This window comes from Enterobacter sp. SST3 (assembly GCF_000286655.1).
Classification (GTDB): domain Bacteria; phylum Pseudomonadota; class Gammaproteobacteria; order Enterobacterales; family Enterobacteriaceae; genus Enterobacter; species Enterobacter roggenkampii.
The window spans coordinates 236,856-263,253 of the sequence record NZ_ALNS01000023.1 but is presented as its reverse complement, the minus strand read 5'-3'; the positions used below and the strand labels follow the sequence as shown (position 1 = coordinate 263,253).

General features: G+C 56.8%; 28 protein-coding genes. 5 read left to right on the top strand and 23 right to left on the bottom strand.

The features are described 5' to 3' along the window. Nucleotides 1-81: 81 nt before the first annotated feature. The 4 genes from B498_RS07330 to hpaG are packed head-to-tail and all read right to left on the bottom strand — an operon-like array spanning nucleotide 82 to nucleotide 4,066. The gene (locus tag B498_RS07330) at nucleotides 82-462 is read right to left on the bottom strand and encodes a 5-carboxymethyl-2-hydroxymuconate Delta-isomerase (protein WP_008502110.1); all 381 of its coding nucleotides are present in this window, start codon (nucleotides 460-462) and stop codon (nucleotides 82-84) included. Nucleotides 463-471: 9 nt separating this feature from the next. Continuing rightward, nucleotides 472-1,323 (bottom strand): 3,4-dihydroxyphenylacetate 2,3-dioxygenase, encoded by an 852-nt coding sequence (gene hpaD, locus B498_RS07335; protein ID WP_008502109.1) that lies wholly within the window; start codon nucleotides 1,321-1,323, stop codon nucleotides 472-474. A 2-nt stretch (nucleotides 1,324-1,325) separates the two neighbouring features. Further along, on the bottom strand, nucleotides 1,326-2,792 hold the full coding sequence (gene hpaE, locus B498_RS07340) for a 5-carboxymethyl-2-hydroxymuconate semialdehyde dehydrogenase (RefSeq protein WP_008502108.1): 1,467 nt from the start codon (nucleotides 2,790-2,792) through the stop codon (nucleotides 1,326-1,328). Next, nucleotides 2,789-4,066 carry a 4-hydroxyphenylacetate degradation bifunctional isomerase/decarboxylase gene (gene hpaG / locus B498_RS07345; protein ID WP_008502107.1) on the bottom strand — a complete coding sequence of 426 codons (1,278 nt, stop codon included), beginning with the start codon at nucleotides 4,064-4,066 and terminating at the stop codon, nucleotides 2,789-2,791. Before hpaG ends, hpaE begins: the two co-directional genes overlap by 4 nt. A gap of 270 nt (nucleotides 4,067-4,336) precedes the next feature. On the opposite strand from hpaG, the gene hpaR reads away from it, so the two are divergent. Further along, nucleotides 4,337-4,777 carry a homoprotocatechuate degradation operon regulator HpaR gene (gene hpaR / locus B498_RS07350; RefSeq protein WP_008502106.1) on the top strand — a complete coding sequence of 147 codons (441 nt, stop codon included), beginning with the start codon at nucleotides 4,337-4,339 and terminating at the stop codon, nucleotides 4,775-4,777. Between the two features lie 83 nt (nucleotides 4,778-4,860). Next, nucleotides 4,861-6,525 (top strand): methyl-accepting chemotaxis protein, encoded by a 1,665-nt coding sequence (gene tsr / locus B498_RS07355; RefSeq protein ID WP_008502105.1) that lies wholly within the window; start codon nucleotides 4,861-4,863, stop codon nucleotides 6,523-6,525. Nucleotides 6,526-6,708: 183 nt separating this feature from the next. Here the strand turns inward: tsr and B498_RS07360 are convergent, their stop codons facing one another. From B498_RS07360 to B498_RS07440, 17 genes are all read right to left on the bottom strand, one after another. Next, the gene (locus B498_RS07360; RefSeq protein WP_032622980.1) at nucleotides 6,709-7,215 is read right to left on the bottom strand and encodes a GNAT family N-acetyltransferase; all 507 of its coding nucleotides are present in this window, start codon (nucleotides 7,213-7,215) and stop codon (nucleotides 6,709-6,711) included. A gap of 29 nt (nucleotides 7,216-7,244) precedes the next feature. Beyond that, a complete protein-coding gene (locus B498_RS07365) occupies nucleotides 7,245-7,718 on the bottom strand; it encodes a hypothetical protein (RefSeq protein WP_032622979.1) in 474 nt (157 codons plus the stop codon). A 2-nt stretch (nucleotides 7,719-7,720) separates the two neighbouring features. Next, nucleotides 7,721-8,461 (bottom strand): winged helix-turn-helix domain-containing protein, encoded by a 741-nt coding sequence (locus B498_RS07370; RefSeq protein WP_008502102.1) that lies wholly within the window; start codon nucleotides 8,459-8,461, stop codon nucleotides 7,721-7,723. 126 nt (nucleotides 8,462-8,587) lie between these two features. Then, nucleotides 8,588-9,544 carry a spore coat U domain-containing protein gene (locus B498_RS07375; RefSeq protein ID WP_008502101.1) on the bottom strand — a complete coding sequence of 319 codons (957 nt, stop codon included), beginning with the start codon at nucleotides 9,542-9,544 and terminating at the stop codon, nucleotides 8,588-8,590. Next, nucleotides 9,535-11,823, bottom strand: coding sequence for a fimbria/pilus outer membrane usher protein (locus tag B498_RS07380; protein WP_237716804.1), 2,289 nt, complete (start codon nucleotides 11,821-11,823; stop codon nucleotides 9,535-9,537). The genes B498_RS07375 and B498_RS07380 overlap by 10 nt, the downstream gene beginning before the upstream one ends. After that, nucleotides 11,744-12,520 (bottom strand): molecular chaperone, encoded by a 777-nt coding sequence (locus tag B498_RS07385; RefSeq protein WP_008502099.1) that lies wholly within the window; start codon nucleotides 12,518-12,520, stop codon nucleotides 11,744-11,746. The genes B498_RS07380 and B498_RS07385 overlap by 80 nt, the downstream gene beginning before the upstream one ends. Before the next feature lie 2 nt (nucleotides 12,521-12,522). Further along, nucleotides 12,523-13,017 (bottom strand): spore coat U domain-containing protein, encoded by a 495-nt coding sequence (locus tag B498_RS07390; protein ID WP_008502098.1) that lies wholly within the window; start codon nucleotides 13,015-13,017, stop codon nucleotides 12,523-12,525. Nucleotides 13,018-13,195: 178 nt separating this feature from the next. Beyond that, nucleotides 13,196-13,834: an EAL domain-containing protein gene (locus B498_RS07395; RefSeq protein ID WP_008502097.1), complete on the bottom strand. Its 639-nt coding sequence runs from the start codon at nucleotides 13,832-13,834 to the stop codon at nucleotides 13,196-13,198. 180 nt (nucleotides 13,835-14,014) lie between these two features. Further along, on the bottom strand, nucleotides 14,015-16,306 hold the full coding sequence (opgB, locus tag B498_RS07400; protein WP_008502096.1) for a phosphatidylglycerol--membrane-oligosaccharide glycerophosphotransferase: 2,292 nt from the start codon (nucleotides 16,304-16,306) through the stop codon (nucleotides 14,015-14,017). 270 nt (nucleotides 16,307-16,576) lie between these two features. Then, the gene (locus B498_RS07405) at nucleotides 16,577-17,059 is read right to left on the bottom strand and encodes a DUF2501 domain-containing protein (protein WP_021240596.1); all 483 of its coding nucleotides are present in this window, start codon (nucleotides 17,057-17,059) and stop codon (nucleotides 16,577-16,579) included. A gap of 83 nt (nucleotides 17,060-17,142) precedes the next feature. After that, a complete protein-coding gene (gene dnaC, locus B498_RS07410; protein WP_008502094.1) occupies nucleotides 17,143-17,880 on the bottom strand; it encodes a DNA replication protein DnaC in 738 nt (245 codons plus the stop codon). Then, complete coding sequence (gene dnaT / locus B498_RS07415; protein ID WP_008502093.1) at nucleotides 17,877-18,422, bottom strand: primosomal protein DnaT; 546 nt, start codon at nucleotides 18,420-18,422, stop codon at nucleotides 17,877-17,879. The genes dnaC and dnaT overlap by 4 nt, the downstream gene beginning before the upstream one ends. 148 nt (nucleotides 18,423-18,570) lie before the next feature. Next, a complete protein-coding gene (locus tag B498_RS07420) occupies nucleotides 18,571-18,999 on the bottom strand; it encodes an organic hydroperoxide resistance protein (protein ID WP_008502092.1) in 429 nt (142 codons plus the stop codon). 84 nt (nucleotides 19,000-19,083) lie between these two features. Beyond that, complete coding sequence (locus tag B498_RS07425; RefSeq protein ID WP_008502091.1) at nucleotides 19,084-19,536, bottom strand: MarR family winged helix-turn-helix transcriptional regulator; 453 nt, start codon at nucleotides 19,534-19,536, stop codon at nucleotides 19,084-19,086. A gap of 41 nt (nucleotides 19,537-19,577) precedes the next feature. Then, nucleotides 19,578-20,219 carry a TetR family transcriptional regulator gene (locus B498_RS07430; protein ID WP_008502090.1) on the bottom strand — a complete coding sequence of 214 codons (642 nt, stop codon included), beginning with the start codon at nucleotides 20,217-20,219 and terminating at the stop codon, nucleotides 19,578-19,580. Nucleotides 20,220-20,286: 67 nt separating this feature from the next. Next, nucleotides 20,287-20,760 carry a threonine/serine exporter gene (locus B498_RS07435; RefSeq protein ID WP_008502089.1) on the bottom strand — a complete coding sequence of 158 codons (474 nt, stop codon included), beginning with the start codon at nucleotides 20,758-20,760 and terminating at the stop codon, nucleotides 20,287-20,289. Continuing rightward, nucleotides 20,751-21,527 carry a threonine/serine ThrE exporter family protein gene (locus B498_RS07440; RefSeq protein ID WP_008502088.1) on the bottom strand — a complete coding sequence of 259 codons (777 nt, stop codon included), beginning with the start codon at nucleotides 21,525-21,527 and terminating at the stop codon, nucleotides 20,751-20,753. Before B498_RS07440 ends, B498_RS07435 begins: the two co-directional genes overlap by 10 nt. A gap of 410 nt (nucleotides 21,528-21,937) precedes the next feature. Here B498_RS07440 and B498_RS07445 point away from each other — a divergent pair, with 410 nt between their 5' ends. Continuing rightward, on the top strand, nucleotides 21,938-22,675 hold the full coding sequence (locus tag B498_RS07445) for a helix-turn-helix transcriptional regulator (RefSeq protein WP_008502087.1): 738 nt from the start codon (nucleotides 21,938-21,940) through the stop codon (nucleotides 22,673-22,675). Then, the gene (gene bglJ / locus B498_RS07450; RefSeq protein WP_032622978.1) at nucleotides 22,672-23,307 is read left to right on the top strand and encodes a DNA-binding transcriptional activator BglJ; all 636 of its coding nucleotides are present in this window, start codon (nucleotides 22,672-22,674) and stop codon (nucleotides 23,305-23,307) included. Before B498_RS07445 ends, bglJ begins: the two co-directional genes overlap by 4 nt. 38 nt (nucleotides 23,308-23,345) lie before the next feature. Here bglJ and B498_RS07455 read toward each other — a convergent pair whose 3' ends face one another. After that, a complete protein-coding gene (locus B498_RS07455; RefSeq protein WP_008502085.1) occupies nucleotides 23,346-23,804 on the bottom strand; it encodes a YbaK/EbsC family protein in 459 nt (152 codons plus the stop codon). Between the two features lie 328 nt (nucleotides 23,805-24,132). Between B498_RS07455 and B498_RS07460 the strand changes: the two genes are divergently transcribed. Further along, the gene (locus tag B498_RS07460; protein WP_008502084.1) at nucleotides 24,133-25,479 is read left to right on the top strand and encodes a PTS cellobiose transporter subunit IIC; all 1,347 of its coding nucleotides are present in this window, start codon (nucleotides 24,133-24,135) and stop codon (nucleotides 25,477-25,479) included. Between the two features lie 82 nt (nucleotides 25,480-25,561). On the opposite strand, the gene fhuF is transcribed toward B498_RS07460, so the two are convergent. Next, nucleotides 25,562-26,350: a siderophore-iron reductase FhuF gene (gene fhuF / locus B498_RS07465; RefSeq protein WP_008502083.1), complete on the bottom strand. Its 789-nt coding sequence runs from the start codon at nucleotides 26,348-26,350 to the stop codon at nucleotides 25,562-25,564. Nucleotides 26,351-26,398: the final 48 nt, after the last annotated feature.

Genomic DNA, 26,398 nt, shown 5'->3' with positions numbered 1-26,398 from the left:
CGGGTGGCGCTGCGCTTACCCGGCCTACGTTCGAGCCGTTGTAGGTCCGGTAAGCGAAGCGCCACCGGGCGGAAAAGATGTCTATTTAAACAACGCGTGCACGTTGTTTTGTTTGTAATTGAGCGTTGGGTGCAGCTCGTCCAGCTCAAACGACAGCGCCAGATAGCGGCTCGCCATCAGCGCCGCGAAGTGCGTTTTAATCAGCGCAAACAGCATTTCACCGACCTCTTCCCGGCTCTCCAGACTGCGCCCCGCGCCAATCTTCAGCGTCATATGGACAAAGGCGTAATCGTGCTTGCCGTCGGCCATCTGCCAGGTGTCCAGCCAGTGGGCGCGGCTGCGGATACCGCCGATAGGGAAGATGCCCGTGGCGGCGAGCGCCTCGTTCACTTTGGCGAACAGCCCCGGCAGGTCGGCCTGCTCGCGGATGTTGTCGGTACATTCAGCAATAAAGTGCGGCATGGTGGCTCCTTAGGCGGGCAGCGGGAAAACGGCGTTGACCTGGCCGGTGCCGGAGCTGGCGAACAGCTCGGTGAGAAACTCCACCTTGCCGTCGTATTTGTCCCAGCCGAGCATCCCCAGCAGCATCACCGTGTCGTGCATGTTGCCCTCGCCGTAGCAGTAGTCGGCGTACTCCGGCAGCATGCTGCAGAATTCTTTGAACTGACCCTCGCGCCACAGCTTCACCACGCGCTCGTCCATCTGGCGGTCGAACTCCCGGGTGTAGCTGTTCATCCCTTCTTCCGCGCGCTGGTCGTCGATAAAGCGGTGCGACAGCGAGCCGCTGGCGAGCACCGCCACGGTGCCGTCATATTTTTCGATGGCGCTGACGATGGCCTCGCCCAGCCTGCGGCTGTCGGCGAAGTCGTGAACCGTGCAGAACGCCGAGATGGAGACCACTTTGAAGTGCTTATCCGCGTTCATGTAGCGCATTGGCACCAGCGTGCCGTACTCAAGCTTGAGGCTCGGAATGTTGTGCGCTTTGGCGCGCACGCCACGCTTCACCGCCTCGTCGGCGATCAGCTGGCCGAGTTCCGGGTTGCCGTCGTAGTCGTAGGTCATGTCGCGGATAAAGTGCGGCAGCTCGTTGCTGGTGTAGACGCCCGAAAAATGGTCCGCACAGTTGATGTGATACGCGCTGTTCACCAGCCAGTGGGTGTCGAAGACGATAATGGTGTCGACGCCCAGCTCCCGGCAGCGCTTGCTGATCTCTTTGTGTCCGTCGATGGCGCCCTGGCGGCAGCCGTGGTTTTTGCCCGGCAGTTCGGAGAGATACATCGACGGCACGTGGGTGATTTTTGCCGCTAACGCTAATTTGCCCATTTTCAGATCCCCCACTTTGGAATCGGATGGTCGCCCATGGAGATGCAGACGTTCTTCATCTCCGCGAATACCTCGAAGCTGTACTCGCCGCCCTCGCGGCCGGTGCCGGAGGCCTTCACGCCGCCAAACGGCTGGCGCAGGTCGCGCACGTTCTGGGTGTTGACGAACACCATGCCGGCTTCAATGCTGCGCGCCAGGCGCAGCACTTTGCTGACGTCCTGGGTCCAGATATACGACGCCAGGCCGTACTCCACGTCGTTGGCCAGGCGCAGCCCTTCCGCTTCGTCCTTAAATGGCAGCAGGCAGGCCACCGGCCCGAAGATCTCCTCCTGCGCCACGCGCATGCGGTTGTCGACGTCCGCCAGCACGGTCGGACGCAGGAAGTTGCCGCCCTTCAGGTGCGCAGGCAGATCGGTCGGTTTGTCCGGGCCGCCCGCCAGCAGGGTTGCGCCTTCCTCGATGCCGAGGCGGATATAGCCGGAGACTTTTTCCCAGTGCTGTTGGCTGATGAGCGCGCCAATCTGGGTGTTCGGATCGGTCGGGTCGCCCACGCGCAGGCGGTTGGCGCGCTCGGCAAAGCGCTTCACGAATTCCGGGTAGATGCTCTGCTGGATGAAGATGCGCGAGCCCGCGGTACAGCGCTCGCCGTTGATGGAGAAGATGGTGAACAGGGCGGCGTCCAGCGCGCGCTCGATATCCGCGTCTTCAAAAATCAGTACCGGGGATTTGCCGCCCAGCTCCATGGAGTACTTCTTCAGCCCGGCGTTTTTCATGATGTTGCGCCCGGTGGCGGTGCCGCCGGTGAAGGAGACCGCGCGCACGTCGTGATGCCGCACCAGCGCATCGCCTGCCGTCGCGCCGTAGCCCTGCACCACGTTGAGCACGCCCGCCGGAATACCCGCCTCCAGGGCGAGCTCGCCCAGACGGTCGGCGGTGAGAGGGGAGAGCTCGGACATCTTCAGCACCGCGGTATTGCCTAAGGCCAGACAGGGCGCGACCTTCCAGGTGGCGGTCATAAACGGCACGTTCCACGGCGACACCAGCGCGCAGACGCCCACCGGCTGCACCAGGGTGTAGTTGAGCATCTTGTCGTCGACCGGGTAGGTCTTGCCGTTCATCTGCTGGCACACCTCGGCGAAAAATTCGAAGTTGTGCGAGGCGCGCGGGATCAGCACGTTTTTGGTCTGGTGGATCGGCAGCCCGGTATCGGCGGTTTCCATGGCGGCGATCTCCGGCACGTTCTGGTCGATCAGATCGCCCAGACGACGCATCAGGCGCGCGCGCTCCTTCATCGGCAGGTTGGCCCACTTCGGAAACGCCTCTTTGGCGGCGGCAACGGCCTGATGGATTTCGGCTTCGCCGCCGGAGGCCACTTCTGCCAGGACCTCGCCGGAGGCCGGGTTAGTGGTGTGGAAGTAGTCGCTGCCCGCGACGTTTTTACCGTTGATCCAATGGTTAATCTTTTTCATTTTGCCGTCTCCTCACTCACAATTCGGTTCACCAGGCGTCCCACGCCTTCCACTTCCACCACCACCTCATCGCCCGGCACCACGTCGGACAGCCCCTTCGGCGTGCCGGTGGCAATCATGTCGCCCGGCTGCAGGGTCATAAAATCGCTCAGGTAGGCGATCAGGTACGGGATGCTGAAGATCAGATCCGCCGTGGTGCCTTCCTGACGCAGCTCGCCGTTAACGAAGGTGCGCAGGGCGAGGTTGTGCGGGTCCGGAATGGCTTCTTTTGGCACGATGTTGGGGGAAATGGGGGTCAGCCCGTCGCGGCTTTTCACCCGCAGGTTCGGGCGGTAGTAGTTTTCGAGATAGTCACGAATGGCGTAGTCGTTGCAGACCGTGTAGCCCGCAACATAGTCCATCGCCTCGGCTTCGCTCACCTTGCGGGCGGTTTTGCCGATGACCACCACCAGCTCCGCTTCATAGTGCATGTACTCGACGTTGTTCGGGCGCACCGAGGTCTGGTTGTCGCCGTTGAAGGTGTTAGGCGCTTTGATAAAGACCAGCGGCTCGGTGGGCGGCTTGAAGTCCAGCTCGCTGGCGTGATCGGCATAGTTCAGGCCGAGGGCAAACAGCGTGGCGTGCGGCGGCGTGCGGTGCGCAATAGCGACGTCGCGCTCGTCCACCACCGGGTTTTCCAGCGGCGGAAACCCTTCCGCCAGAATACGCACCCGATCGCCCGGGCGGATCTCAACGCGGCTGTGCGGGGTACCGAGCAGGATCGCATCACCGGGATTAAGGGTGGCGAACTCGCTCAGGGCGCTCAGCAGTTCGGCAGCGTTACGCTGCAGATCGGCGGTGTTCCAGTGGTCCGCTTCGCGGCCGTTGATCTCGGTGATGATGGTCAGGCTATCCACGTTATCAACGGCGACCGGTTCGCCGAGCGGGCAGAATCCGTCGCGGCATTTGGCCTTGATGGCCGGGCGGTAGAAGCTCTCTTCCGGCAGGCTCACCTCGTTGGCCAGCGCATATCCGGCGATGTACGCCGCGGCGTCCTCCACGCGTACCTTACTGGCGGTTTTACCGACCACCAGCGCTACCGTGGCGCCGCTCAGCACCGTTTCCCCCTGCGGGAACGGAATGGGGTCGCCCGCGCGAATCACGGTGTTATGCGGTTTGATAAACCACACCGCCGTTTTCGGCGGCGTGTTGTAGGGGGCTTTTTCAAACGCCTCTCGCCAGGCTTCGCGCTGGCTCTGATGGTTGAGGGCGACGGCAAAGACGGTACCTTTCATTCACATACTCCTCAGGCCGGAGGTCCGGTTTGGATTTCATTAATATGTTAATGATCTGGTTTTATGCTTTTGCTGATTATTTCGCAATCAGAAGTGAAAGATTTGTGATACGAATAACAATAAATTTACATATTGGTTTTTATTGGTATTAAAATCAGAGTGTTAATAAACTTAATGGGTTTCTGTTAGACTTTTTGACGGAAAACGTGTTGTTTATAAAAGCATCTTTTATGAATTGTTTACGTGTTAATGATGTGAAGGGGAGAGGCTATGCATGATTCATTAACCATCGCGCTGCTGCAGGCGCGGGAAGCGGCGATGTCCTACTTCCGACCGATCGTGAAGCGCCATAACCTGACCGAGCAGCAGTGGCGCATTGTGCGCGTGCTGGCTGAACATCCGTCGATGGATTTTCACGATCTGGCGTTTCGCACCTGCATTTTGCGCCCGAGCCTCACCGGCATTCTGACGCGCATGGAGCGCGACGGCCTGGTGCTGCGCTTAAAGCCGCTGAACGACCAGCGCAAGCTGTACGTCTCGCTGACCAAAGAGGGCAATGCGCTGTATGAGCACGCCCAGGCGCAGGTGGAGGAGGCGTATCAGCAGATTGAGGCGGAATATACGCCGGAGAAGATGAAACAGCTGACGGCGCTGCTGGAAGAGTTTATTGAACTCGGAAACCGACATAACGCAGCGCGGGAAGAAGAGTAAAAACCACAAATTTCAGGATGAATTTCGTAAAGTTTTCCCTTTCCAGGCCGAAAATTCTGTATCTGTCTGAGGAAAGAGAAAACATGTTAAACCGTATCAAGATTGTCACCAGCTTAATGCTGGTTTTAGCGATATTTGGCCTTTTACAACTCACATCCGGTGGTCTTTTCTTTAATGCTCTGAAGAATGACAAAGAGAATTTCACCGTCCTGCAAACCATTCGCCAGCAACAGTCCACGCTGAACGGCAGCTGGGTAGCGTTGTTGCAAACCCGTAATACCCTGAACCGCGCGGGTATCCGCTACATGATGGATCAGAGCAATATCGGCAGCGGCGCGACCGTGAACGATTTGATGCAAATCGCGTCTGCGTCTCTGAAACAGGCGGAAAAAAACTGGGCTGCCTACGAAGCCCTGCCGCGCGATCCGCGTCAAAGCGATGCGGATGCCATGGAGATCAAGCGTAACTATGATATTTACCACGGCGCGCTGGCGGAGCTGATCCAGCTGCTGGGCGCGGGCAAAATCAACGCCTTCTTCGACCAGCCGACCCAGAGTTACCAGGACGGTTTTGAGAAACAGTACGTGAGCTACCTGCAGCAGAACGACAAGCTGTACCAGATGGCGGTCGAAGACAGCAACAGCTCCTACAGCCAGGCTATCTGGGTGCTGATGGGCGTCCTGATTGCCGTGCTGGTGGTGATTGTGGCCGTCTGGCTCAACATCAAGCAGACGCTGATCTCCCCGCTGAATCGTCTGATCGACAACATTCGCCATATCGCCAGCGGCGACCTGGTGAAGCGCATTGAGGTTCAGGGCACCAACGAGATGGGTGAACTGGCCGACTCGCTGCGTCATATGCAGGGCGAGCTGGTGCGTACCGTTGGCGACGTGCGTAACGGCGCGAATGCGATCTACAGCGGCGCGAGTGAAATCGCGATGGGCAACAACGACCTCTCCTCCCGTACTGAACAGCAGGCCGCTTCCCTGGAAGAGACCGCTGCCAGCATGGAGCAGCTGACGGCGACCGTTAAGCAGAACGCCGAAAACGCCCGTCAGGCGAGCCATCTTGCGCTGAGCGCCTCTGAAACCGCGCAGAAAGGCGGCAAAGTGGTGGACAACGTGGTGCAGACCATGCGCGATATCGCGGGCAGTTCGCAGAAAATTGCCGACATTATCAGCGTGATCGACGGCATTGCTTTCCAGACCAACATCCTGGCACTGAACGCGGCGGTAGAAGCGGCGCGTGCGGGCGAGCAGGGCCGTGGTTTTGCGGTGGTGGCAGGTGAAGTGCGTAACCTGGCCCAGCGCAGCGCCCAGGCGGCACGCGAGATCAAGAGCCTGATCGAAGACTCCGTGGGTCGCGTGGAAGTGGGTTCAACGCTGGTCGAAAGCGCCGGTGAAACCATGGGTGAGATCGTGAATGCGGTCACCCGCGTCACGGACATCATGGGTGAAATCGCCTCTGCGTCTGACGAGCAGAGCCGCGGTATCGACCAGGTCGGTCTGGCGGTGGCAGAGATGGATCGCGTGACCCAGCAGAACGCCTCGCTGGTGGAAGAGTCTGCCGCAGCGGCAGCCGCACTGGAAGAGCAGGCAAGCCGTCTGACGCAGGCCGTGGCGGTGTTCCGCATTCAGCAGGAGCAGGTGAAAGCGCGTGAGTTCGCTTCTGCGAAAACCGTTGCAGCACCGGCGATGGCGCGTAAAACGGTTACCGCTGATGCAGGTGATAACTGGGAAACCTTCTAACGCCGTATGTTGTGCCGGGTGGCGGCTGCGCCTTACCCGGCCTACGGTTCGTGGTTGTGCCGGGTGGCGGCTGCGCCTTACCCGGCCTACGGTTTGTGGCTTTTGCCGGGTGGCGGCTACGCCTTACCCGGCCTACTGTTCAGGGTTTTGTAGGCCCGGTAAGCGCAGCGCCACCGGGCGGTATTATAGAGGCAGGCGCATGGCGCAGCGCGTTTCATATGCGAAACCGTGCGCCGTCTCTTCTTCCCTTTTCTGACTCAGTTCAGGCGTCAGGGTCGTCATTTTTTCAAACCCCAGCCGGGCATAGAACGGCGCATTCCACGGTACGTCCCTGAACGTCGTCAACGTCAGCGCGGTCATCCCCCTGTTACGGGCATGGTCTGCCACGCAGGCGATGAGCTGCCTGCCGATCCCTGTTCCCTGCCAGTCCAGATCAACCGAGAGTTCGACAATAAACAGTGAAGACGGATGGGCTTCGGCAAGGATAAACCCGACGGGCTGGTCGTTTGCCAGCGCCAGCCAGCTTAACCCGCGTTCGACATAGTCGAGGTGTTGCTCAGCGGAAATGACCTCGCCGTCGGCAAGCCAGGCGAGTGCCGGGAAGTCACGGAAGCGCCCGGCCGCCGCGCGTTCAATGGCGGGCAGGGCGGCAATGTCGTTGAGGGTGGTGGGGCGAATGCGAAGAGTCATGGCGGCAAGTATAGCCTGACCCGTCGACATTATTCCGAGCAGATCAGCACCGGCGAATAGAAATTGCTGATCACCAGCGCGTCTTCCGGCGTGCGCTCGATCGTCAGAAGCCTTTTATTGCCCAGCGTCAGGCCGGCAACGTATTTTTCAAAGACCCCGGGCGGCATGGCGTCATGGCTAAAACGCTCCACTTTTTGAATAGCGATCTCATACAGTTCGCCCTCCACGTGACGCCATTTAAACATCTCCTGGCGAGAAACCTCCCAGCTGCGTGGGGCATTTACCACGCTGCCGTTAACCGTGATGTACCCGGTTTTGTCGGGATGAAAACGCATAATGATCTCACCGTCAAAGGTGAAATCGTGGTTGTCGCGCCGGTCGGAAAAGGTCAGGTTTCCGTCGCAGGCCACCGACAGCGGGGGCGTGTGAAAGTACCACGCCAGCACGGTGCCCAGCAGCAGCAGGTTGAGGATCAGGGTTAGCCAAACTTTTTTGTGTCCCATCATCACCACTCGTAATAGTAAAGCGTACGACAGGCGCTGGCTTTACCCTGCGTGAGGGAACATTGGGAGAGCACCAGCCGCCCTTCGTGGCCGTAGAAAAGCGTTCTCTGAATGTGCATGTAGAAAATTGAATTTTTCAGGCACGGAAGATGGCCGTCCTTCTGAAGCGTTTGCGCCAGCGCTATTGCCTTCCCGTGAAATACGTCCGCCAGCGGCGTAAAGGTATAGACCGGGCAGGTGCCGATATGCGTCAGCAGATGGATCTCCCTTTGTGAATTTTCTGGCTTGATCAGCACGATCCAGAGGCATAGCGCAACGACGACCAGCGTGAGCGCGCCGCAGAACAGCCATTCAGGGCGAACGCGCCATGCAGGTTTCGCTGTTTCGGCGGTCGGTGGAGCCTCCTCCAGCGGAGTGACCGTAACGTCCGCGCTGAGCATAAAGCCCGTTTTCGGTACGGTAACGATAAGCAGCGCGTCGGGAAGCAGGGCCGCCAGCATCTTGCGCAGAATGCTGATGTACTGGTTTAAGGAGTTGTTAGACCCCTGAAGCCCTCGCCGATCCCAGACTTCCTGGAGAAAGGTTTCCCGTTCAACCACGTTCCCATGATGCTGAACCAGCAGCTTCATGATGGTATTGGCCGTACAGGTGAGGAGCTGCGCATCCTCATCCGGCGCATTGATAAGAGAAACAGAACCGTCCTCGTCGTTATAGACGATGGCGTCAGCAAGCAGGTATTTCATAAGTTGTTGTAATAAAAACAGAGATAAAAAATAAAAAGAGAAGGTCTACGCCTTCCGGGCTGCATTGCTGGCTATTTTAACGCCACTGTTACCGATAACATTGATCCAGACAGGATTTTGGGTGGTTTAATAAGTCAGCGTGATAATCACGTCATCAATAAATTCCCCGGTACCGGTTAGCGGCTGTGCCGGGACCTCGCCGTAAACGGTGTAGTTCTGGGTGCCGCCAGCGGGATTGGTGACCTGCAGCGCATCGCCGCTGCTTTGATCTCCCCAGCGTTGCGTGGCCGCCTCATCCTGCCAGAGCCCGTAGTGCAGGCACTGGCCCTCGCTGTTGCAGAGCTGCCGCTGGTTACCGCTGGCATGGTTGCCTTTGCCCATGGCAAGGGTGAACGCGGTTCCGGCCGGACAGCGCGTGGTCAGGGTGGCGGTGGAACGCGTCGGACGCAGGGTCGCGGTGCTGGTCAGGGTGCCGAAGTTAAGGGGCGTCACGCGCTCGATGTAGCATCCCTGGCTGATTTCGGCCTGCGCGCTGGTGCCGCCCTGCACTTGCTCCCCCTCTGCGGAACCGTCCGAGCAGTTTTGCAGGGCATCCTGACGCAGGGCGCTGTGCCAGGCGATGCGCAGATTCATGTTGTAGTTGTAATAGTGGTAGGCCGGAAGCTGGCTTTGCCCTGCCGGAATGGTAGCGATAAGCGGAAAGGTACCGCTGACGTTGGCATTGCTTTGCGCGGCCAGAGTCTGCTGAATCAGGTTCCCGCTGCTGGCAGGCCCCAGCTCCTGAGAGCGTGCTGCGCCGTTCAGCAGGCGGAAGAGGAGGGTGTACTGTTTTCCCTCCTGGTCCCCCGGCGAGATCATCTCAAAGGGCGGGGCGTCTACGCTGCTCAGGCAGACGTTGAGATATTCCGTCCTGCCCTCGTTGTCGGCCTGGCAGCTAAACTTGACCTCGGTGTTGACGGAGGTGGTATTGCCCGCCACGACGTTGCCAAAGTTAATGGCGGGCATGGAGGTTATCCAGCAGGCTGCCGCCATCGCCTTTACGGACAGGACGAGCAGCAATAATAACGGCGCTCTTAATGACACAGTTGTTCTCCCATATTCTGTATAGATGACGCGGTACGGGGCGCCGGAAGCGCGACCCGGCACTCTCCCTCACCGGTCTTCACCACCAGTTCACCCGGCAGAGGCGGATCTTCAAGCCAGATAAAGCCATCGCGGCCCACGATGGTGGCACCCTGCGGCGCTGACACGACGCTGCCCAGCGGGAGCGGCCTGCGGCGGCTGTCGACCAGCCGGGCCTGAACCGTGACGGCGTGATGGACGTTAAAATCGACTTTGACCGCGCTGTTGTTGCCCGGCCTGGCATGCATGTCGGTGACGGGGGCGATCACATCGGCGGGCAGATCGAGCGGGTTAATGCTGACTTTGCTGTTGTGGTAGCGCGGCAGGTCGGTCAGCAGGAGATAACCGTCCTCATCCGTTTCACCGGCCGGGCGGTTTTCCAGCATCACCGGTACGTGCCCAATGCCATGCGTGGACACCAGCGCCATGCCCTGCTGGATGTAGCGCAGCGCGTGCAGGCTGCCGTCCAGCAGCGTCAGGCTCCCTTCGGCTGAGGCGTACTGGTTGCGCTGGCTGGCACCTTGCTGCAGCCCAACGTGCCATTCGCCCGCGCGGCCCAGATAGCCTGCGTCTGCATATCTTTCACGTCGTTCGCCAAAGCCCTGGCCCAGCTCCCATGACCAGCCGCCGGCCTCATCGTCCGGCTGGTGGCGGTAATCCATGCGTGGTTTATCCCGGCTGGCCTGAACGGAGAGCGTGTCCTCGCGACCCAATGGGACGGAAAGCAGTAGCTGAACCTGACTCGACGCATCCGTAAACGAGCGGGTATAGCTCAGCGTGGTGGAGATGTGTGCCGGCAGCGACACCGACCAGGAGGCATTGAGGTAGCGCTGCGTGCTGCCCTGAATGTTCTGCTGTACCCAGCCCGCGCCCACGGTGCCGAAGTGGGGGACGGACTGGCTTACCCAAACGCTGTCGCTGCGTCTGACGGGGGCGGCACCGCTCATGCGGGCGTTGTCGGCGAAATCCGCCTCGGTGCGGACGGTGCTGGCAGAAATGCCCGTTCCTCTGCCGTTCCACTGCCAGCCGAGGCCCCACTGAACGCCCTGACCGTAAGGGCTGTCGCTCACGGCAACGTGCTGGCTAACCACCCCTACGGCGGGAGAGACCAGCCAGTCAGCGCCCGTGCCCACGTTGTGCAGCCTGCGCTGCTGCTCCGTATGCAGTGCCAGCGTCAGGTGATTATTCACCCCATAGCGCCAGCCCGCGTCCAGCAGCGGCGAGGCGGCATAGTCGTCGGAGTGCAGGGCGTAGTTTTCCCGCATCCAGCCGATGTCCAGCGAACCGCTGCTGAGCCCTTCCGCCAGCATGCCCGGCGCGCCGTAGAGATCGAGCTGTACGGTGCGACGCTGGCCGTTGATATCGGTAATCACCACCTCCGCCTGCCCGCTTCCGGTGAAGGAGGGCAGGGTATCCAGCAGAAAGTCACCCGGCGTGACGCGCTGGCTGCTCTGCTTAAGGCCGTCGATATACAAATCGACCGTGGAAGGCAGTACGGCCGTGTCGCTGTAGCGGCTGCGCGGTTCAGTATTGAGTTGCGGATTGAGCTCAAAATTACGTGCCCAGTGCAGCCCGCCAAAGCGCACCTGTCGGCTCCAGCGGGTGCCGGTGGTGATGCTGTCGCCCAGCGCCAGCGTGGTCAGCGAGTCGGTGTTGTCCCACTGCCAGCGGGTTTCGAGACGCGTGTGGGTCGGTCGACCTGCGCTGTTTTCCTCCCCGGCATGGCTTGAGAAACTGCTGCTGAACGTTCCGGGTAATCCTCCGGATGCGGTCAGCATGGTCTGGGCGTTGAGCTGGCGCTTCCCCTGCGCATCGCTGGCGTAGAGCGCGTATCCGAGCGTATAGGCGCTGACGGGTTGCGCATCAGGGTAGCGATACATCGGCGCGGGCTTTGAGGCGGTGAGATGCTGCTGGCCCTCAAGCGCCTCTGCCTCAGCGGTAATCGACACCTGCTGGGACAGCACGTCGAGATTAACCTTCAGGCCCGGCAGGGACGTCAGCTCAACCCATTCGGCGCGATCGTCCGGGGCGTGAAGCCCCAGCTTTTTCATGTCGCTGCGGCTTATCCATAACGCATTATCCACCACCCGGCAGGCCCAGAGCTCGCCTCGCGGGGCGTGGTTTACGGTAATGGCCAGCCATTGTACGGTGTCGGCGGGTTCAGTCCGGGCTGACAGCATGAGCGGTAGCCAAAACAGGAGCGCGAGAAGCGAGCGGGCGCAGGGGTATCTGGCTGGCATGGTGGTCATCATTGAGATAGACGCGCAGCGTGCTGAGCGCGTGACGTGAAGCGTGTTTAAGCGGCAAAAGGGCGGTTTGTCCCGGGAGCACATAGCCCGCCAGGCCTTTAATCGCCCCTACAACCTGCCCATCGGCCGTCAGGGCCTCAAGGTGGCTCAGACGGATGTGGCGGTTTCCGGCATTAAAGCAGCGAAGGGTGGCCGGTATTTCAGACTGCTCACAGCTCAGGGCATCGTGGCTGACGGGCGCGCTCTGGTTACCGGCAATAAACACCGGAATCGAGTAGCGCAGCAGGAAGTGCACCGCGGTGGGATTGGCGGCACGGGACGTGGCGTCCGGCAGTTCGTCGATAACCAGCCGGTAACTTTGCTCCTGTGCACGGATGCCGGGCTGCATGACGATAATACGTACCAGCTGCTGCTGGCCCGGCGCCAGTGATGTCATCGCCGGGCTGCTGACCACCTCCCCGGTGGCCACCAGAACATCTTTACCGTTTTTTTGCGTCCATTCGTACACCCGAATCTGCGCATGGATGGCCGCTTTCCCACTGTTAGTGAGATAGACCGCCGCTGCCCGCTGGTCGCTCTGCAGATCGAGCGTTACCGGGGCCACCTGAAGCGTGGCGGCCAGCGCGTAGCGTGACAGCAGCGCCAGCATCATGAGCCACAGAATGAAGCAGGAAAGATAGCGACGCACGATCAGTACTCCAGTTTTAACGTGATATCGTCGCTGTAGGTACCTGCCTGGGCGGTTGTCAGCGCCCCGGCGTCAATCACGCCATACAACGTTTCTTCCTGTTCCGCACCGTTGCCGGTATCGTCCAGGCCATTCGTGCCGGTGATTTGCGTCTGTTTGCCTTCGTCAGCAAAGAGTTTCCACGCAATCTTCTGCGCGCCCGTGTCGCCGTTTTCCGGCTTCAGCCAGAAGGTTCCATTTTCGCCGTCGTTGCTGGTGGCGGTCAGAGTGAACGGCGTGCCGTTGGTGCAGACGATATCGACCTGCGTTTTGGCCTGGATTTCGCTCGACTCATCGGAGCCGTGACGCGAGAAGTTGAGGTCGTTGGCTTTGAGGGTGCACGACTTCACGACCTCAAGTGATACGTGCATCGTCGCGCTTGCGGTGCTGTCTGCGGCGATCGCAGCAGCAGGAAGCAGGAGAACGGAACAACATACAGCGGTGGGAATAATTTTCATGATCTTATTTCCTGACGTGAGTAACAGTGCAATTACAAAGCGAATGACTGAGCGTCCAGCAGGCAGCGTTTTTGATGGAATGCCGCCAGGTTGTGGCAGCAACAAGTGGGGCAAGGCCATAAGCAGGCATTGCCGCGCAGAACGATGACCTTATCGCCAGCATTCGGAATGAGAGGGGTCATTTTCTGCCCCACAGATAGCCCTGGCCGTAATCGGCCGCGCTGGCGCGGGCCAGCGCGAAATCACCCGCGGTTTCAATGCCTTCGATCAGCACCTTGCTGGCGACGCGCTTGCACTGGCGGGTGAGATGCAGAAACTTCGCCTGCTCGGTCCGTCCGTTCCAGAAGGTATGTTTGTCAATTTTGATGCCGCAGAAGCGGATCTGGCTGGTCAGAAGTTCGGGAAGAAGGTCTTCGCAAACATCGTCTGCCCACACTTCTATCCCCCACTGATGGAGCGTTGCGATGCATTTCCGCAGCGCCCGGCTTTGCGTATCGTCGAGTTGGACCATCGTATGGAGATCGGTGATCTCGATAGCAAGTCTCTCCGGGCACGGGGTTTCTTCTTTTAGCCTGTCGAGGAAGTCCGTGTCCAGCAGTAAATCCGATGTCGCATTGAGATAATACTTGTCGCCATCCTTGCAAAACATGGCGTGACGAAGCTGCGCAAAGAAGTGCGCTTTACGCTGCGTCGCGGTCATCGAGCCAAAGTAATCTTCAAGATTGATGTTGGGCTTTGCCGTGGACAATACCTCCCAGGCAATCACATTTTCACTGCGCAGTGCCCGGATGGATTCGAACTTATAGCCGGTTAGCATGATAAAAGTGCGTAACGCTCCGTGGTGATTTCAGGAGCTGCACATTTTATGTATTTGGTTTTTGGCAGGATATTTATAGATAAAAATGGCTTATATAAAGTGCTTTTATCTATTTTATAAGATTTATAAAGGATTATTTATTTTCATAAGCGCCCGGCAGAACGCCGGGCGCGACGCGCATTAACCCGCTTTGCTGATGATTTTGATTTCGACCATGCCAATTCCGATCTCGCGCGGCGAATGCCCAAGGATATTTCCCTCATTCGTGGACTGCGGGTCCGGCGGTACAATCACCAGGGTATTGCTGCGCGAAGGATTCTCAAAATGCAGCGTTTGTGTGCTCACGTCGTTTCCAAGCGTTAACGTCTGCTCCCGATCGCCCACGCGCACGGGTACGGGCTTGTTAGCATTAGGCCCATAGGCCCTGGCGGTGATCACCAGATCAAATTGTTCCGGCAGGGGATGGGTGTACTCAATTTTCACCTCATTGCCCAATTGCGCGTTGGACCAGCGTCCCCAGGACTCCGGCCGCGAGATGCCGCTAAACTGTTTCACTTCCTCCGGCGCGCCGGCCACGTTAAAGATAAAGCTGTCCGCTTTGTAGCGAATATCGTTGTCGACGATTTTCAGCATGTCGACGTTACGCTGATAGCGCGCGGTATCTATCACCGTATCTTTAAAGGCGGTTTTGCCCTTCCACTGCGCCTTATCCACGTGCTGCACGGTTTGCTCTCCGCCAAGCTGGCCCTGCGAGACGCACCAGTCGGTCGAGAGCGCCAGCGGCTGCGACCAGAGCTGGCCCATTTTGTAGCACCGGTCGACCCAGACGAAGTTATCGCGTGGCGCAAAATCGGCCAGCTGGTAGCGCAGCGGCGCGGAATACTCGCTTTCCGGCAGCGGCTCAACGCGTCCTTCCGATACGCGCAGCAGCAGCGGCAGACGGAAGTTGCTGCCCGAGAAGGCAATGGTGTTTTTATCCCGATCGACGGTGAAGTCTTTCATCTCTTTCGGGAAGTTCCACAGGCGGATGATGTCTGGCTTCCAGGCGAGAATTTTTTCCTTCATGTTGAGGAACACTTCCGACAGGGATTGCCCCGACAGCGTGCTGCGGCCCAGGCCAATAAAGTTGTCGCCGCCCAGAATGTCCAGCACGGTGGCGCCGTTATCCATGGAGTTGCGTTTGGTGGCCATCTCCTCCTGCTGCGGCTGGTCGCCGCGCAGGACGAAGAACAGGTTGCTGCGATCCTGCTTGTTGAGCTGATCCCACGCGCTGTTTTTCATCGCCAGATGGTCAGATGAGACGACGATGACGGTGTTTTTAAACCAGGGCGAGGCTTTGATTTTCTCGACCAGTGCGGCGATGTGCTCCTGACTGCAGGTGACGGCGCTGAACGATTTGTTGTTTTTGCCATCAATCTCATAGCTTTTGCGCTTGCAGGTGCGCGAGACAAACCCGTCCGGATGGTGGGTGTCCACCGTCAGCGCAAAGAGAGAGAAACGCTTGCCCGCGCGGGACAGCTCCTCGAATTTCTTCCAGGTTTCGTCGAGTACCGTATCGTCATAGAAGCCCCAGTCGTTGCGGTAGCTTGGATCGGCAACCGTCGTTTTTAACTCTTCTGAGCCGTACAGGTGGTCAAAACCGTGGGATTTCAGGAACACATCTTTTCCGGCGAAGCGCAGGTTTGCTCCCTGCATAAAATAGTTTTCGTAGCCGGAGTTTTTCAGGATATCGCCGAGGCAAATATTCTGCGGGAAGAAGGTCGACATGGAGGCTGAGGCGTTACCTTCAAAAGGCGCGAACAGCGGGATACCACACTGGGAGGCAACCATCCCGGCAATCGTATAATCCGTGCCGGGCAGCTGCATGGTGTGGCTGAAATCGAGACCTTCATTTTTCAGCGCGCCCAAATCTGGCGTCAGGTCCGGGAAGGCATCGTTATCAAAGTAGGTGCGCTCCAGGCTTTCACCGTAGATATAGACGAGATTGAGCGTCGGGTTGGCGATCGTTTTCGACGGCTCTTTGTAGTAAGCCGCGAAATCCGGATCGCCATCGCGCGACTGGGATTTCACCAGCTCGGTGATCTGATGGAACGCCGGGCTGGCGTCGACGGAGGCCAGCGCCAGGAATAACGCCAGCAGGCTGTAGCCATGATGGTGTGGATGATGGCGACGGCGACGCAGCACCCAGGCCAGCGCGCCAAAAATCATCACCAGCGCGACGATAAGGCCGAGCCCCGGAAGTATGTACTTACCCACACCTGCGCCCGTCAGGCTGTTCGTCAGGGTGTAGAGCACCGCATCGTTAATACCGTCACCGGTAAAGTAATCGCTGGCGTATAAGGTAATGTTTAAAATAATAAAAATGCCGAGCACCACCAGCGTGGCGATAAACCACCAGGTGTGACGGCCGGCTTTCCAGGCGTAAACGCCGACAGAAGCCAGAAAAAGGATAAGAGACAAGAATTCTGACAACAGCATATCCTCATGACGCCAGGTGCTTCGCTGGCTAACTGTTTATTTTTTGGGTGATACAATGTAATTGCGATGTCGTTAAGCTGCAATTTTAGTGTCACGAAAGTGTGCTGTTGTTAGGATTTGGTTTAGAAAATCGTTTTTATGAAGATGTGCACATCCTGACAAACGGACGCTGAGACGGTGGCAGGCAGGAAAAACGCTCATTTAGCGCCGCGCTGCAAGACTATCGCACTAAACGCGGCGTGTTGTGGCAGAAAATGGGGTGGATCAGGAGATGAAATTAACGCCTTGTTTCAGCACCAGATCGCAGGCTTTGGTTTTCACCTGTTTGGCCAGAGAAGAGTTGCCGAGGGTGCTCAGGTTAAGCTGCTGACCGTTCTGCGCGTTAAGCAGGCCCTGAATGCCGTCCATGTAGTTGGTGTCCGCTTTTTGCTCCTGAGTATCCAGACCCAGTTTACCCAGCACCTGGTTTTTTACATTTTGCGCGTCGGTCACGGAGGCCAGCTTTTGCTTCGCGCAATATTCCAGAATCCCCGCCGCGTTGTTCATCGTGCCCGCGCTGAGGCTCTGGGAACTGTTGCCCAGCAGGCTGGTGAGGGAAGAGGCGGAGAGTCCGCCCTGCGTGCTGCTGCTCTCTTTGGTCAGCTCATTTGCTGCGCTTGACAGGGATTCCTGCCAGGACGCCGCCTGCGCTGCGCCGGTTACCAGCAGCGCGCCTAAAAAGGTGCTGATTAGAATCTGTTTTTTCATCATGGCTCTCTCAAAAAGGTCCGTTTTGGGCCGAAGGGGTTCCAGTATATACCTGCGACCTGTCGGCGATTCCTGGAACTGTCTTAATACTCTTTCCCGGTGACGCGGCTGCGGTAACTGTCCCAGTCGAAGATGACATACAGGCTGTTACCCAGCTTCATGCGGTCCATGACGCGTTCCCCCAGCAGGCGGGTCATCTCGTCGATGTTGTGGTTTGTCAGCATGCCGGTGGGGCGTTTGGACGAGGAGCGGCGATCGACAATCTGGTTGATGATGACTTTTTCATAGCGGGATTCCGTCTGAACGCCAATCTCATCGATGACCAGCAGGTCGACGTTACTCAGATCGTTAAGCAGCTGTTCTTCGCTGGTTTCACGGTTGCTGAAGGTGTCTTTCATCGCGGACATGATATCGGCCACGGTGATGATGAGGACCGATTTACCGCGCAGAAGCAGCTCGTTGCAGATGGCGGCAGCAAGGTGGTTTTTGCCGGTGCCCGGCTTGCCGCTAAAGATGAAGCTGGCGATATTGCCGTCGAATTCATCCACGTACTGCCGCGCGGCGGCGAGCGCGTTCATCTGCCCGGTGGTCTCAATTTTATAGTTATCGAACGAGCAGTTCTGGTGCAGGGGACGAATACCGGAACGGTTAAAGGTGCGCTGCATTTTCATCGCCCGATTTTCGCGGGCGAGCGCGGCGGCGCGGATCTTGCCTTGCTCTTTTTGCCACGCCAGCAGCTCTTCACCGGTAGTGAAAGCAGGCTTTACGTTGGCAGGCATCATTTTTTGCAGACGTTTCATCAGGTCGCCGACGTTCTTCATTTCGCACCTCGGAATCCGCTGGGGATCTGTTTATCCGGTTCTGAAAAGGCATTGATATCACGTTTTGGCTGGCCGTTGTTGCCGGCGCGGGTAATCTGAAGATGACGCGCGAGCTTTTGCTGCCACTGAATATGGGTGAACACTTTACCCTCCGCCTGCCACCAGGCGGTAAACGCGGCAAGCTCTTCCGCGGTGGCGGGTTGGGTTAACGAAATGCCCCACAGCGCGGCCTGCCGCTGAAAATCTGCATCCGGCTGCCAGCCCGCATAGAGGGCAAATTTACCCATCGGAACGGTCACGGGAACGTTAACCGGTTCATCAAAGAACTGGGTATCCAGCGTGACATCGCTTGCCGGGCGTGCCAATTGCGCTTCGATCTCCAGAAGCTGTGCCAGACGTTCCGGTGTGATTGCGTAAAACGCTGGCGCGTTGTCGGCAAAAACCGCAACCGTGCCGCCTTCGGCGTGGGTCAACACACCGCGTGGGTCGCGCATAAAGGCATCAATACCAGCAATGCTGGTGGTCAGAATTCTGGAGGACATAACGCTTACTCTACTGATGACTACGGGCGTGATAGGGGCTTATGGTAGCACAGAGAGGGGAAAGGAAAGGAGGGGATTTCCCCGGTGGCGCTGCGCTTACCGGGGCTACAGTCGTAGGCCGAATAAGCGCAGCGCCATCAGGCAGTTATCACGCAATGATGTTCAGCGTGACGTCGATGTTGCCGCGGGTCGCGTTAGAGTACGGGCAAACAATGTGTGCCGCATCGACCAGCTTTTTAGCTTCCGCAGGATCCATACCTTCAACATGGATGTTCAGTTTTGCTTCGATACCAAAACCGGTAGGCAGCGGACCAATACCCACTTCGCCTTCAATAAAGGCATCTTTTGGCAGGGTAAATTTGTCGCGTGCCGCCACGAACTTCATCGCGCCCAGGAAGCAGGCAGAGTAGCCCGCGGCAAACAGCTGCTCAGGGTTGGTCACGTCTCCCCCCATGCCGCCCATCTCTTTTGGCACACCCAGTTTGACGTCCAGTACGCCATCGGAGGAGGTGGCACGGCCGTCACGGCCACCGGTGGCTTTTGCTTTGGCGGTATAAACAACTTTTTCTAAAGACATGGCAGGTTCCTCATTTTGTTTAGATGCGTACTATTAAATAGCGTGCGATATATATAGGTAAATAATGACGCGTAAAGTATAGCGTTACGCGCGGTGTAGCTGTTGTCGCAAAAGTTCGAGCTGCTGTTTGAGTGCCAGCAAGGTGTCTGTATCACACTGCGCTGCGCAACCTACCGCATGGGGGATACCCAATGCCTGCTGCTGGAGATCACGTCCCGCTTCACTCAGGGTGACGGCGACCTGACGCTCGTCTTTGCGCGAACGGTGGCGGTTGATGAGCCCGGCGCTTTCCAGACGTTTCAACAGCGGCGTCAGGGTCGCAGAGTCAAGGAACAGCCGTTCACCGATGTCCGACACCGTCATATCATCCTGCTCCCACAGCACCAGCATCACCAGATATTGCGGGTAGGTCAGGTTCAGTGGTGCCAGCAGCTGCCGGTACAGCTTGTTAAGCGCCAGGTTTGCCGAATAGAGGGCAAAGCAGAGCTGGTTATCCAGCTTGAGCGCAGCGGTTGCATCGTTCGTTTTCGCGTTCATGAGATGAATATAGATAGTGTACGATTTAATTGCAAGCAATTTTATGGGCAGGTGTAACGGAGCGCCACCTGAACGGCCATTTTACGGTAGTGCTGGCGCTGCGCCTGCTCGTCTGCGCCTTCTTCAAACAGCAGCGTAAAGGTGTAGCTGTTGGCAACGTAGTGAAAGCTGAAGCTGCTTATCAGACGATGAAGATCGCGGGCGTCAACCGTCTCACTGAAGAGCTGTTTTTCTTTCCCCCGGCGCAGGATCTCCTCCAGCAGATCGAGCGCGCTGCGGTTGACCTGGCGGAGATAGCTCGACTGCTGCATAAAGCGGCCGCGCTGCATGTTTTCCATGCAGATAATCCGGATGTAGTCAGGGTGGTCGGCATGATAGTCAAAGGTGGCTTCAACCAGATTGACCAGCGCTTCGACCGGGGGCATTCCCGTCAGGCTTAGCGCTTTTTCACTGGCGCGAATCTGGGTGTAAACATGTTCAAGTACGAGGAGATAGAGGTTCTCTTTATTCTTGAAATGGTAAACCACCATGCGTTTGGTGGTGCCCGCTTTCTCTGCGATCTGCTCCATCCGTGCACCGTTCAATCCATACTCGGCAAAAAGCGCGATGGCGCTCTGAAAGATTTTCTCTTTCAGGCTGGATTCTTCACTGTGCTCGGGGTGTTCGCTGCCAGGGTTAGCCACATCCTTTCCTTATTTTCACCAAACGGACCAGACGGATTATCTCCACGGCAGCGAAATAACACAAATATCAAACGCGTGGGCGTTTACGGTACAGCCACAGGCCGGGGATCGACAGCCCGATGGAGAGCGCGCCGACGATGGATGACGCCTTAAGAAAGTTGCTGAGAAGAAGGATCATCTGAGGCTCGGTATAGCCGAAATGGCTGATTTTCACTGCGGAAATCATCGCGGTATAGGCCGATATCCCCGGAAACATGGGGATCACGGCCGCAACGGTGAATACTTTGGGATGCGCCAGGTACCAGCGCGACCACTGGATGCCGATACTGCCGACCAGCATGGATGCCATAAATGTTGACCATTCGATATTAAAACCCGTCGTCATCATCACCATTCGCGAGCCATGGCCAATCGCGCCCAGCAGCGCACACCACGGCAGCGCGCGTTGCGGTACGTTAAATACCATCGCGAAGCCGACGGCAGGAATGGCGGCCAGAAGCATGTCCTGCGCCAGCGCCAGCAGAAAATCGATCACGCCCATCCGCGTAACCCCCAAAGTGTCATGGCCATGACCACGCCGATGCAGGTCGCCAGCGTCAGCAGGCTGGCGATAGCCCAGCGAGCCAGGCCGGTATTGATGTGCCCTTTAAACATGTCGGCGACAGCGTTGATCAACGGAAAGCCCGGGACCAGCAGAAGCACGCTGGCGGCCATGGCAACGGTCGGCGTGTTGGCAAACTGCGGCATGCGCAGAAGCAGACCGGAAACCGTAGTGGCGACAAACGCGGTAATGCAGAAGTTAATTTGCGGATGCAGCTGCCGATGCGTCAGCAGCTGGCGAACATACATGGCGATACTGCTGGCGAAAAAGGTGATGATTGCACCGTCCCAGCCGCCTTTGTTGAGCTTACAAAAGCAGGCGCACGAGAGCCCTACCATCACCACGACGAGCCAGCGCGGATAACGTAATGGCTTGATCTGGTTGAACCGTTTTTCAATGTCACTGAGATCGAGAAGCTTATGTTCTGCAAGGATGACAATGTGCTGCACTTCGGTCACGACGTGCATGTTGATGCCGCGGTCATGGTTTTTGCGCGTGGAGGTCAGGCACTGACCGTCCTTGATTGTGGTCAGCACAATGGCGTTGGATGAGATTGCGCTTTCGACGCTGTCCATCCCTAGCGCCAGCCCCAGCCGGGTGGAAAGCTCCTCAACCAGCGCGCTTTCCGCGCCGTGCTGGAGCAGAAAAAGACCGCACTGAATACATAGCCGCGTGATAGCACGCTGCGTTGACCGCTCTGCCTGCATGTATTGTCCTGGAAAAAGATGGATAGCTATCTGTTAACCCATAGTGGGTACTTTTAGCACAGAGTGCAGTCCCTCTTGTTGTGGGCCAGATCAAGGTTTGTGCAAACAGTTGCAGTCCGTGTCGTGGAAGGGGGAAGGGATTAATTTATCAATACCGTGAATTATAAATACCAAAATATAAAATATTTGTATTTAGTTATTCTAATTTTATATTGTCGTTATTTTAATGTCTCCACAATTAATTTTTGTTTCGCTTTGTGAGATATTACTGCTGTTTAGGCATTTCTTAAACTAAGCATACATCTCATCTTCTGCTTGTATTAACCAGTCTTACACTCAGGGACGAAAATACTCATACGTTGATGCGTTTTAACGTTACTCATCAAATGAAAAATGGACACGGAGGGTCTATGTTGTCATTGCATGGTAAGCATGGCGTTGTCATTAGCCGGATGCCCGTGATGCAAAACGGGTTAGGGGGCCTGATGGCACGTCATTTCCCCGAATTTGAATTGAGCTATTGCCGCTCATTGCAGGAATTAACGCTGCTCCAGTTGCGCCGCGCGGACGTCATTATTGCCGATATTTCAGGCGAATACAGAAACCCTCGGGGTGCGCTTGAAGAGTATTACGGTTTATTGAATCAATACCGGGATATTCACTGGATCTTTTTAGTCTCGCGGCCGCTTTACCCTATTGCGGTTGAGTTACTTATGCGCCCGGAAAGCACGTTGCTTTCTGACATGGAGCCTATTGAAGGCGTGGTTAACGCTATTCGGGCCGGTAGCGAGCGGGCAGAGCGGATTAGCCAGACGTTATTAACTCCGGAACCACAGAGTACGGAGAATGAAAATGAACACGTTATCGCGCTCACGCACTCCGAACGTAAGGTCCTGCGTCTGTTAGGGAAAGGATGGGGGATTAACCAAATCGCCACATTGCTCAAGAAGAGCAATAAAACCATCAGTGCGCAGAAAAACAGTGCGATGCGACGGCTGTCATTACGAAGTAATGCGGATATGTATGCCTGGATCAACAGTACACAGGGAATGAGAGAGCTGAGTTTGCTATCAGCCTATGGAGAGTTCGAGGAATGGAAAAAACCGATTCAACAAGACATATCGCCATCATCGAAAATTGCGCGATGAGTGCCGTCGGGCTACAGCATCTTTTTGCGATGCCCGGCCTGAGCCATTATCAGCTACACCTGTTTAGTGAATTTGACAGTTTTAAGAATGCACTTCATCACGTTAATTTTTTCTCGCTGATCTACTCCCTTTCCGATGCGCGAGAGGAGCGCCGTAACTGCCTGGCGCACCTGCGGGATCTGGCGTTTACGCACGGTCATATCCAGCGCATCATTTTGGTTTCTGACGAGATGGAAGCACGGTTAATTAGCCATCTTTCGCCATCGCGCCTGCACGGAGTAGTCAGTAAATCGGTGACGCTTGAGCATCTGCAGAAGGAACTTGTGGAGTTGCTCAGCGAAACGCTGCGCATCAATGACAATATGCTGAATCACTGGTACCGGAGTCAGAACAGGATGCTAAGCCCCACAGAACGGGCAATATTGCGTTATATGTCCTGCGGGTATTCCATCCCTGAAATCGCGGCACAGCTTGAACGGAATATTAAGACCATTCGGGCACATAAGTTTAATGCGATGGTGAAACTGGGTGTGAATTCAGACGTAGGGTTGCTCGATGCGGCGGATATTATTACGCATCTTCCTGCAAGAGAGCCGCAATGTTTGGCTCTCCTCACGCCCACATTTTTATAACCCGTCTTTTGCGCGCCAGATATACTCTGGCGCGTCAATCAGATACAGACATCCACCCATTTTGCGGAAGTCAGTTCTGCCATTCTGTCAGGTGAAATGCGCACAGCGCTGTGAATTGCGCCTGCGGCGGGCAGCACTTCGGCGTACTGCTTCAAAGAGATATCGCAATATACCGCGAGCGGGTTTTCCAGTCCGAACGGGCATACACCGCCAACGGGATGACCGGTAATGGTCACCACTTCATCACTGCTGAGCATGCGCGCTTTCGCACCGAACGTGTCTTTGAGCTTTTTGTTATCCAGACGCGCGTCGCCTTTCGCCACCACCAGGATCACCTCATTTTTAACCTTGAGTGACAGGGTCTTGGCGATTTGTCCCGGCTCGACACGATGGGCGGCAGCAGCCAACGCAACGGTAGCAGTACTTTGACTAAGCTCAATAACGTCTATATCCGGCGCGTTGTCGGCAAAAAACTGCTGTACAGACTGCAAACTCATTGTTTCCTCCTGACAAATATCCTGCGTAATCTGTCATAAGAATTTATGCTCTGTAAATATCTCTTAAGTAACAAATACCCCAAACGGCTGATTTCTGGATCCTCTTCACAATCACGGAAACCGGTTACAGTAACCGGTTGCAGAGCGCGGAGCGTAGATTAATACTGAGTACGTAACGTCCCCTGTATCCAATAATAAGAGCCAAATATGAAACCATTTCGTCTGAGCAGTACCGCTGGTTGGCAAGCCAGCAAGGTTGTGAAGCTGATGTATGGAACAACGTGCGGCGCGTATGTGCCCGTAACAAACGTCTGACAGGAGATCTGCCATGTCTGCCAACCATGCTGCGTTTAATCTGATATTCCGTTTCGTCGAAAATTACGTCAGCCCGATAGCCGGGCGGATCTCTTCCCAGCGTCACGTTATGGCGATTCGTGACGGGTTCATCTCCGCGATGCCGTTTATGATTGTGGGTTCGTTTTTGTTAGTCTTTGCTTACCCACCTTTTTCGCCTGATACCACCTGGGGTTTCGCCCGCGCCTGGCTGGATATGGCGAAGCAGTTTGAAGGCCAAATCCTGACGCCGTTTGATATGACGATGGGCATCATGTCCATTTATATCTGTGCCGCCATTGCCTATAACCTTGGCAAACACTACGTCAAATCTCATCAGCTGGACCCCTTTATGTGCGCCATGCTGTCGCTGATGGCGTTTCTGCTGGTCGCGGCACCGAAAACCAAAGGCACGCTCCCTGTCGACAGTCTGGGGGGAACGGGCATTTTTACCGCGATTCTGGTGGCGATTTATTGCGTTGAGATGATGCGTTTTCTCAAAGCGCATAACATCGGCATTCGTCTGCCGGACCAGGTCCCGCCGATGATCAAAAACTCTTTTGATCTGCTGATCCCGGTGCTGGTGGTGGTGGTGACCCTTTATCCTCTGAGCCTGGTGATTCAGTCTCAGTTTGGTATGCTGATCCCGCAGGCCATTATGTCGGTCTTTAAACCTCTGGTTTCCGCGGCAGATTCCCTGCCTGCGATCCTGCTGGCCGTGTTGATTGGTCATCTGCTCTGGTTCGCCGGGATCCACGGTGCCGCCATCGTCTCCGGGATGCTGCAGATGTTCTGGCTGACGAACCTTGGCGCAAACCAGACCGCGCTGGCCGCCGGTCAGCCTTTGCCGCATATCTTTATGGAAGCGTTCTGGACGTTCTTTATCGTGATTGGCGGGTCGGGCGCCACGATGGGATTGGTGATTTGCTATCTGCGTAGCCGTTCAGCGCATTTACGCTCTATCGGGCGTTTGAGCGTGGTACCCAGCTTCTTTAACATCAACGAGCCGGTCATTTTCGGTACGCCAATCGTGATGAACCCGGTGTTCTTTATCCCATTCCTGCTGGCACCGATGGTTAACGCCGTTCTGGCGTGGGCGGCGATGACCTTTGATTTGATTGGACGCGTCATCTCCGTGGTTCCCTGGACGGCACCGGCGCCGATAGGCGCAGCGTGGGCCCTGGGCTGGGATTTCCGCGCGGCGATTCTGGTTGTGGTTCTGGCCTGCGTATCGGCGATCATCTACTTCCCGTTCTTCAAAGTGTATGAGAAGCAGCTGCTGGAGCAGGAAGCGGAAGAAGCGCAGCGTAGCGCGGAAGAGGACAATCAGCAGGTGGCCTAGGTAAAAGCAAAACGGCAACTCAGGTTGCCGTTTTTGTTTTTGTCGGCCCGGTAAGCGAAGCGCCACCGGGCAATTCACTGCTCTACTTGAGCGTGCAATCCCCACACTGCTTAACGTCCGGCAGGCGATAGCGCTGGCAGCAGGTGCGGCGAACCAGAAGCCCACCACGGAGCACGACGGTACGGAATAGCTGATTGTCCCGGCCATCGGAAAGCTGCTTTGCAAAGAAGCAGGACTGACGCAGGGCCTCAACGTTCTCATCACCGAGAAGCGGCTTCATTTCCGTTAAATACCAGTGGATTAAATAGCCCGTATTGCTCCAGATAAGCTTCCCGTTAATCTCTCCCGTCGCTTCCAGCGCTTCCACCACCGGGATCAGGGCCTGCGTGATGAGCCGCTCCATACGTTCCTGAGCAGTGAGGCGTTCAGCGCTGTGGTCTTCGTGGAGATCAATCCAGAAGCAGGCCGCACGTCCGGTTTCGTGAAACTCGACGTGGAAATTATCCGGCGAAAGTTCAAGCATGCTCTTCTGTGTTAACAGCGCCAGCATGAGCGGAGGCACCATCAGCCCGATATACCACTGCGCCCAGAGGGAGAGCAGGGGTTTATTTTCCCGCGTAAGGGTAGGCTGATTGCGATAGATATGGTCGGAATAGGTGGCCAGCAGTGATTGCAGCTTTGACGGCTGTCGCCACTCTGAGAGCGTCATCGCGTGGGACGGGGGCGCTTCATCAAGCCGGATAAAGTCCAGCAGGTGGGCACGCGTTTCCGCAATCTTTTCCCGTATCGCATCTGCAAGCGAAGCATTCCCGCTGGTGAGCGGCGCTCGCCAGAGGAGTGGTTCGACGATGTGTGCGGTATGCGTGGCCATAGTATAGATAGAAATCTAAATGATAATGATTGCCAATCCTAACTATTG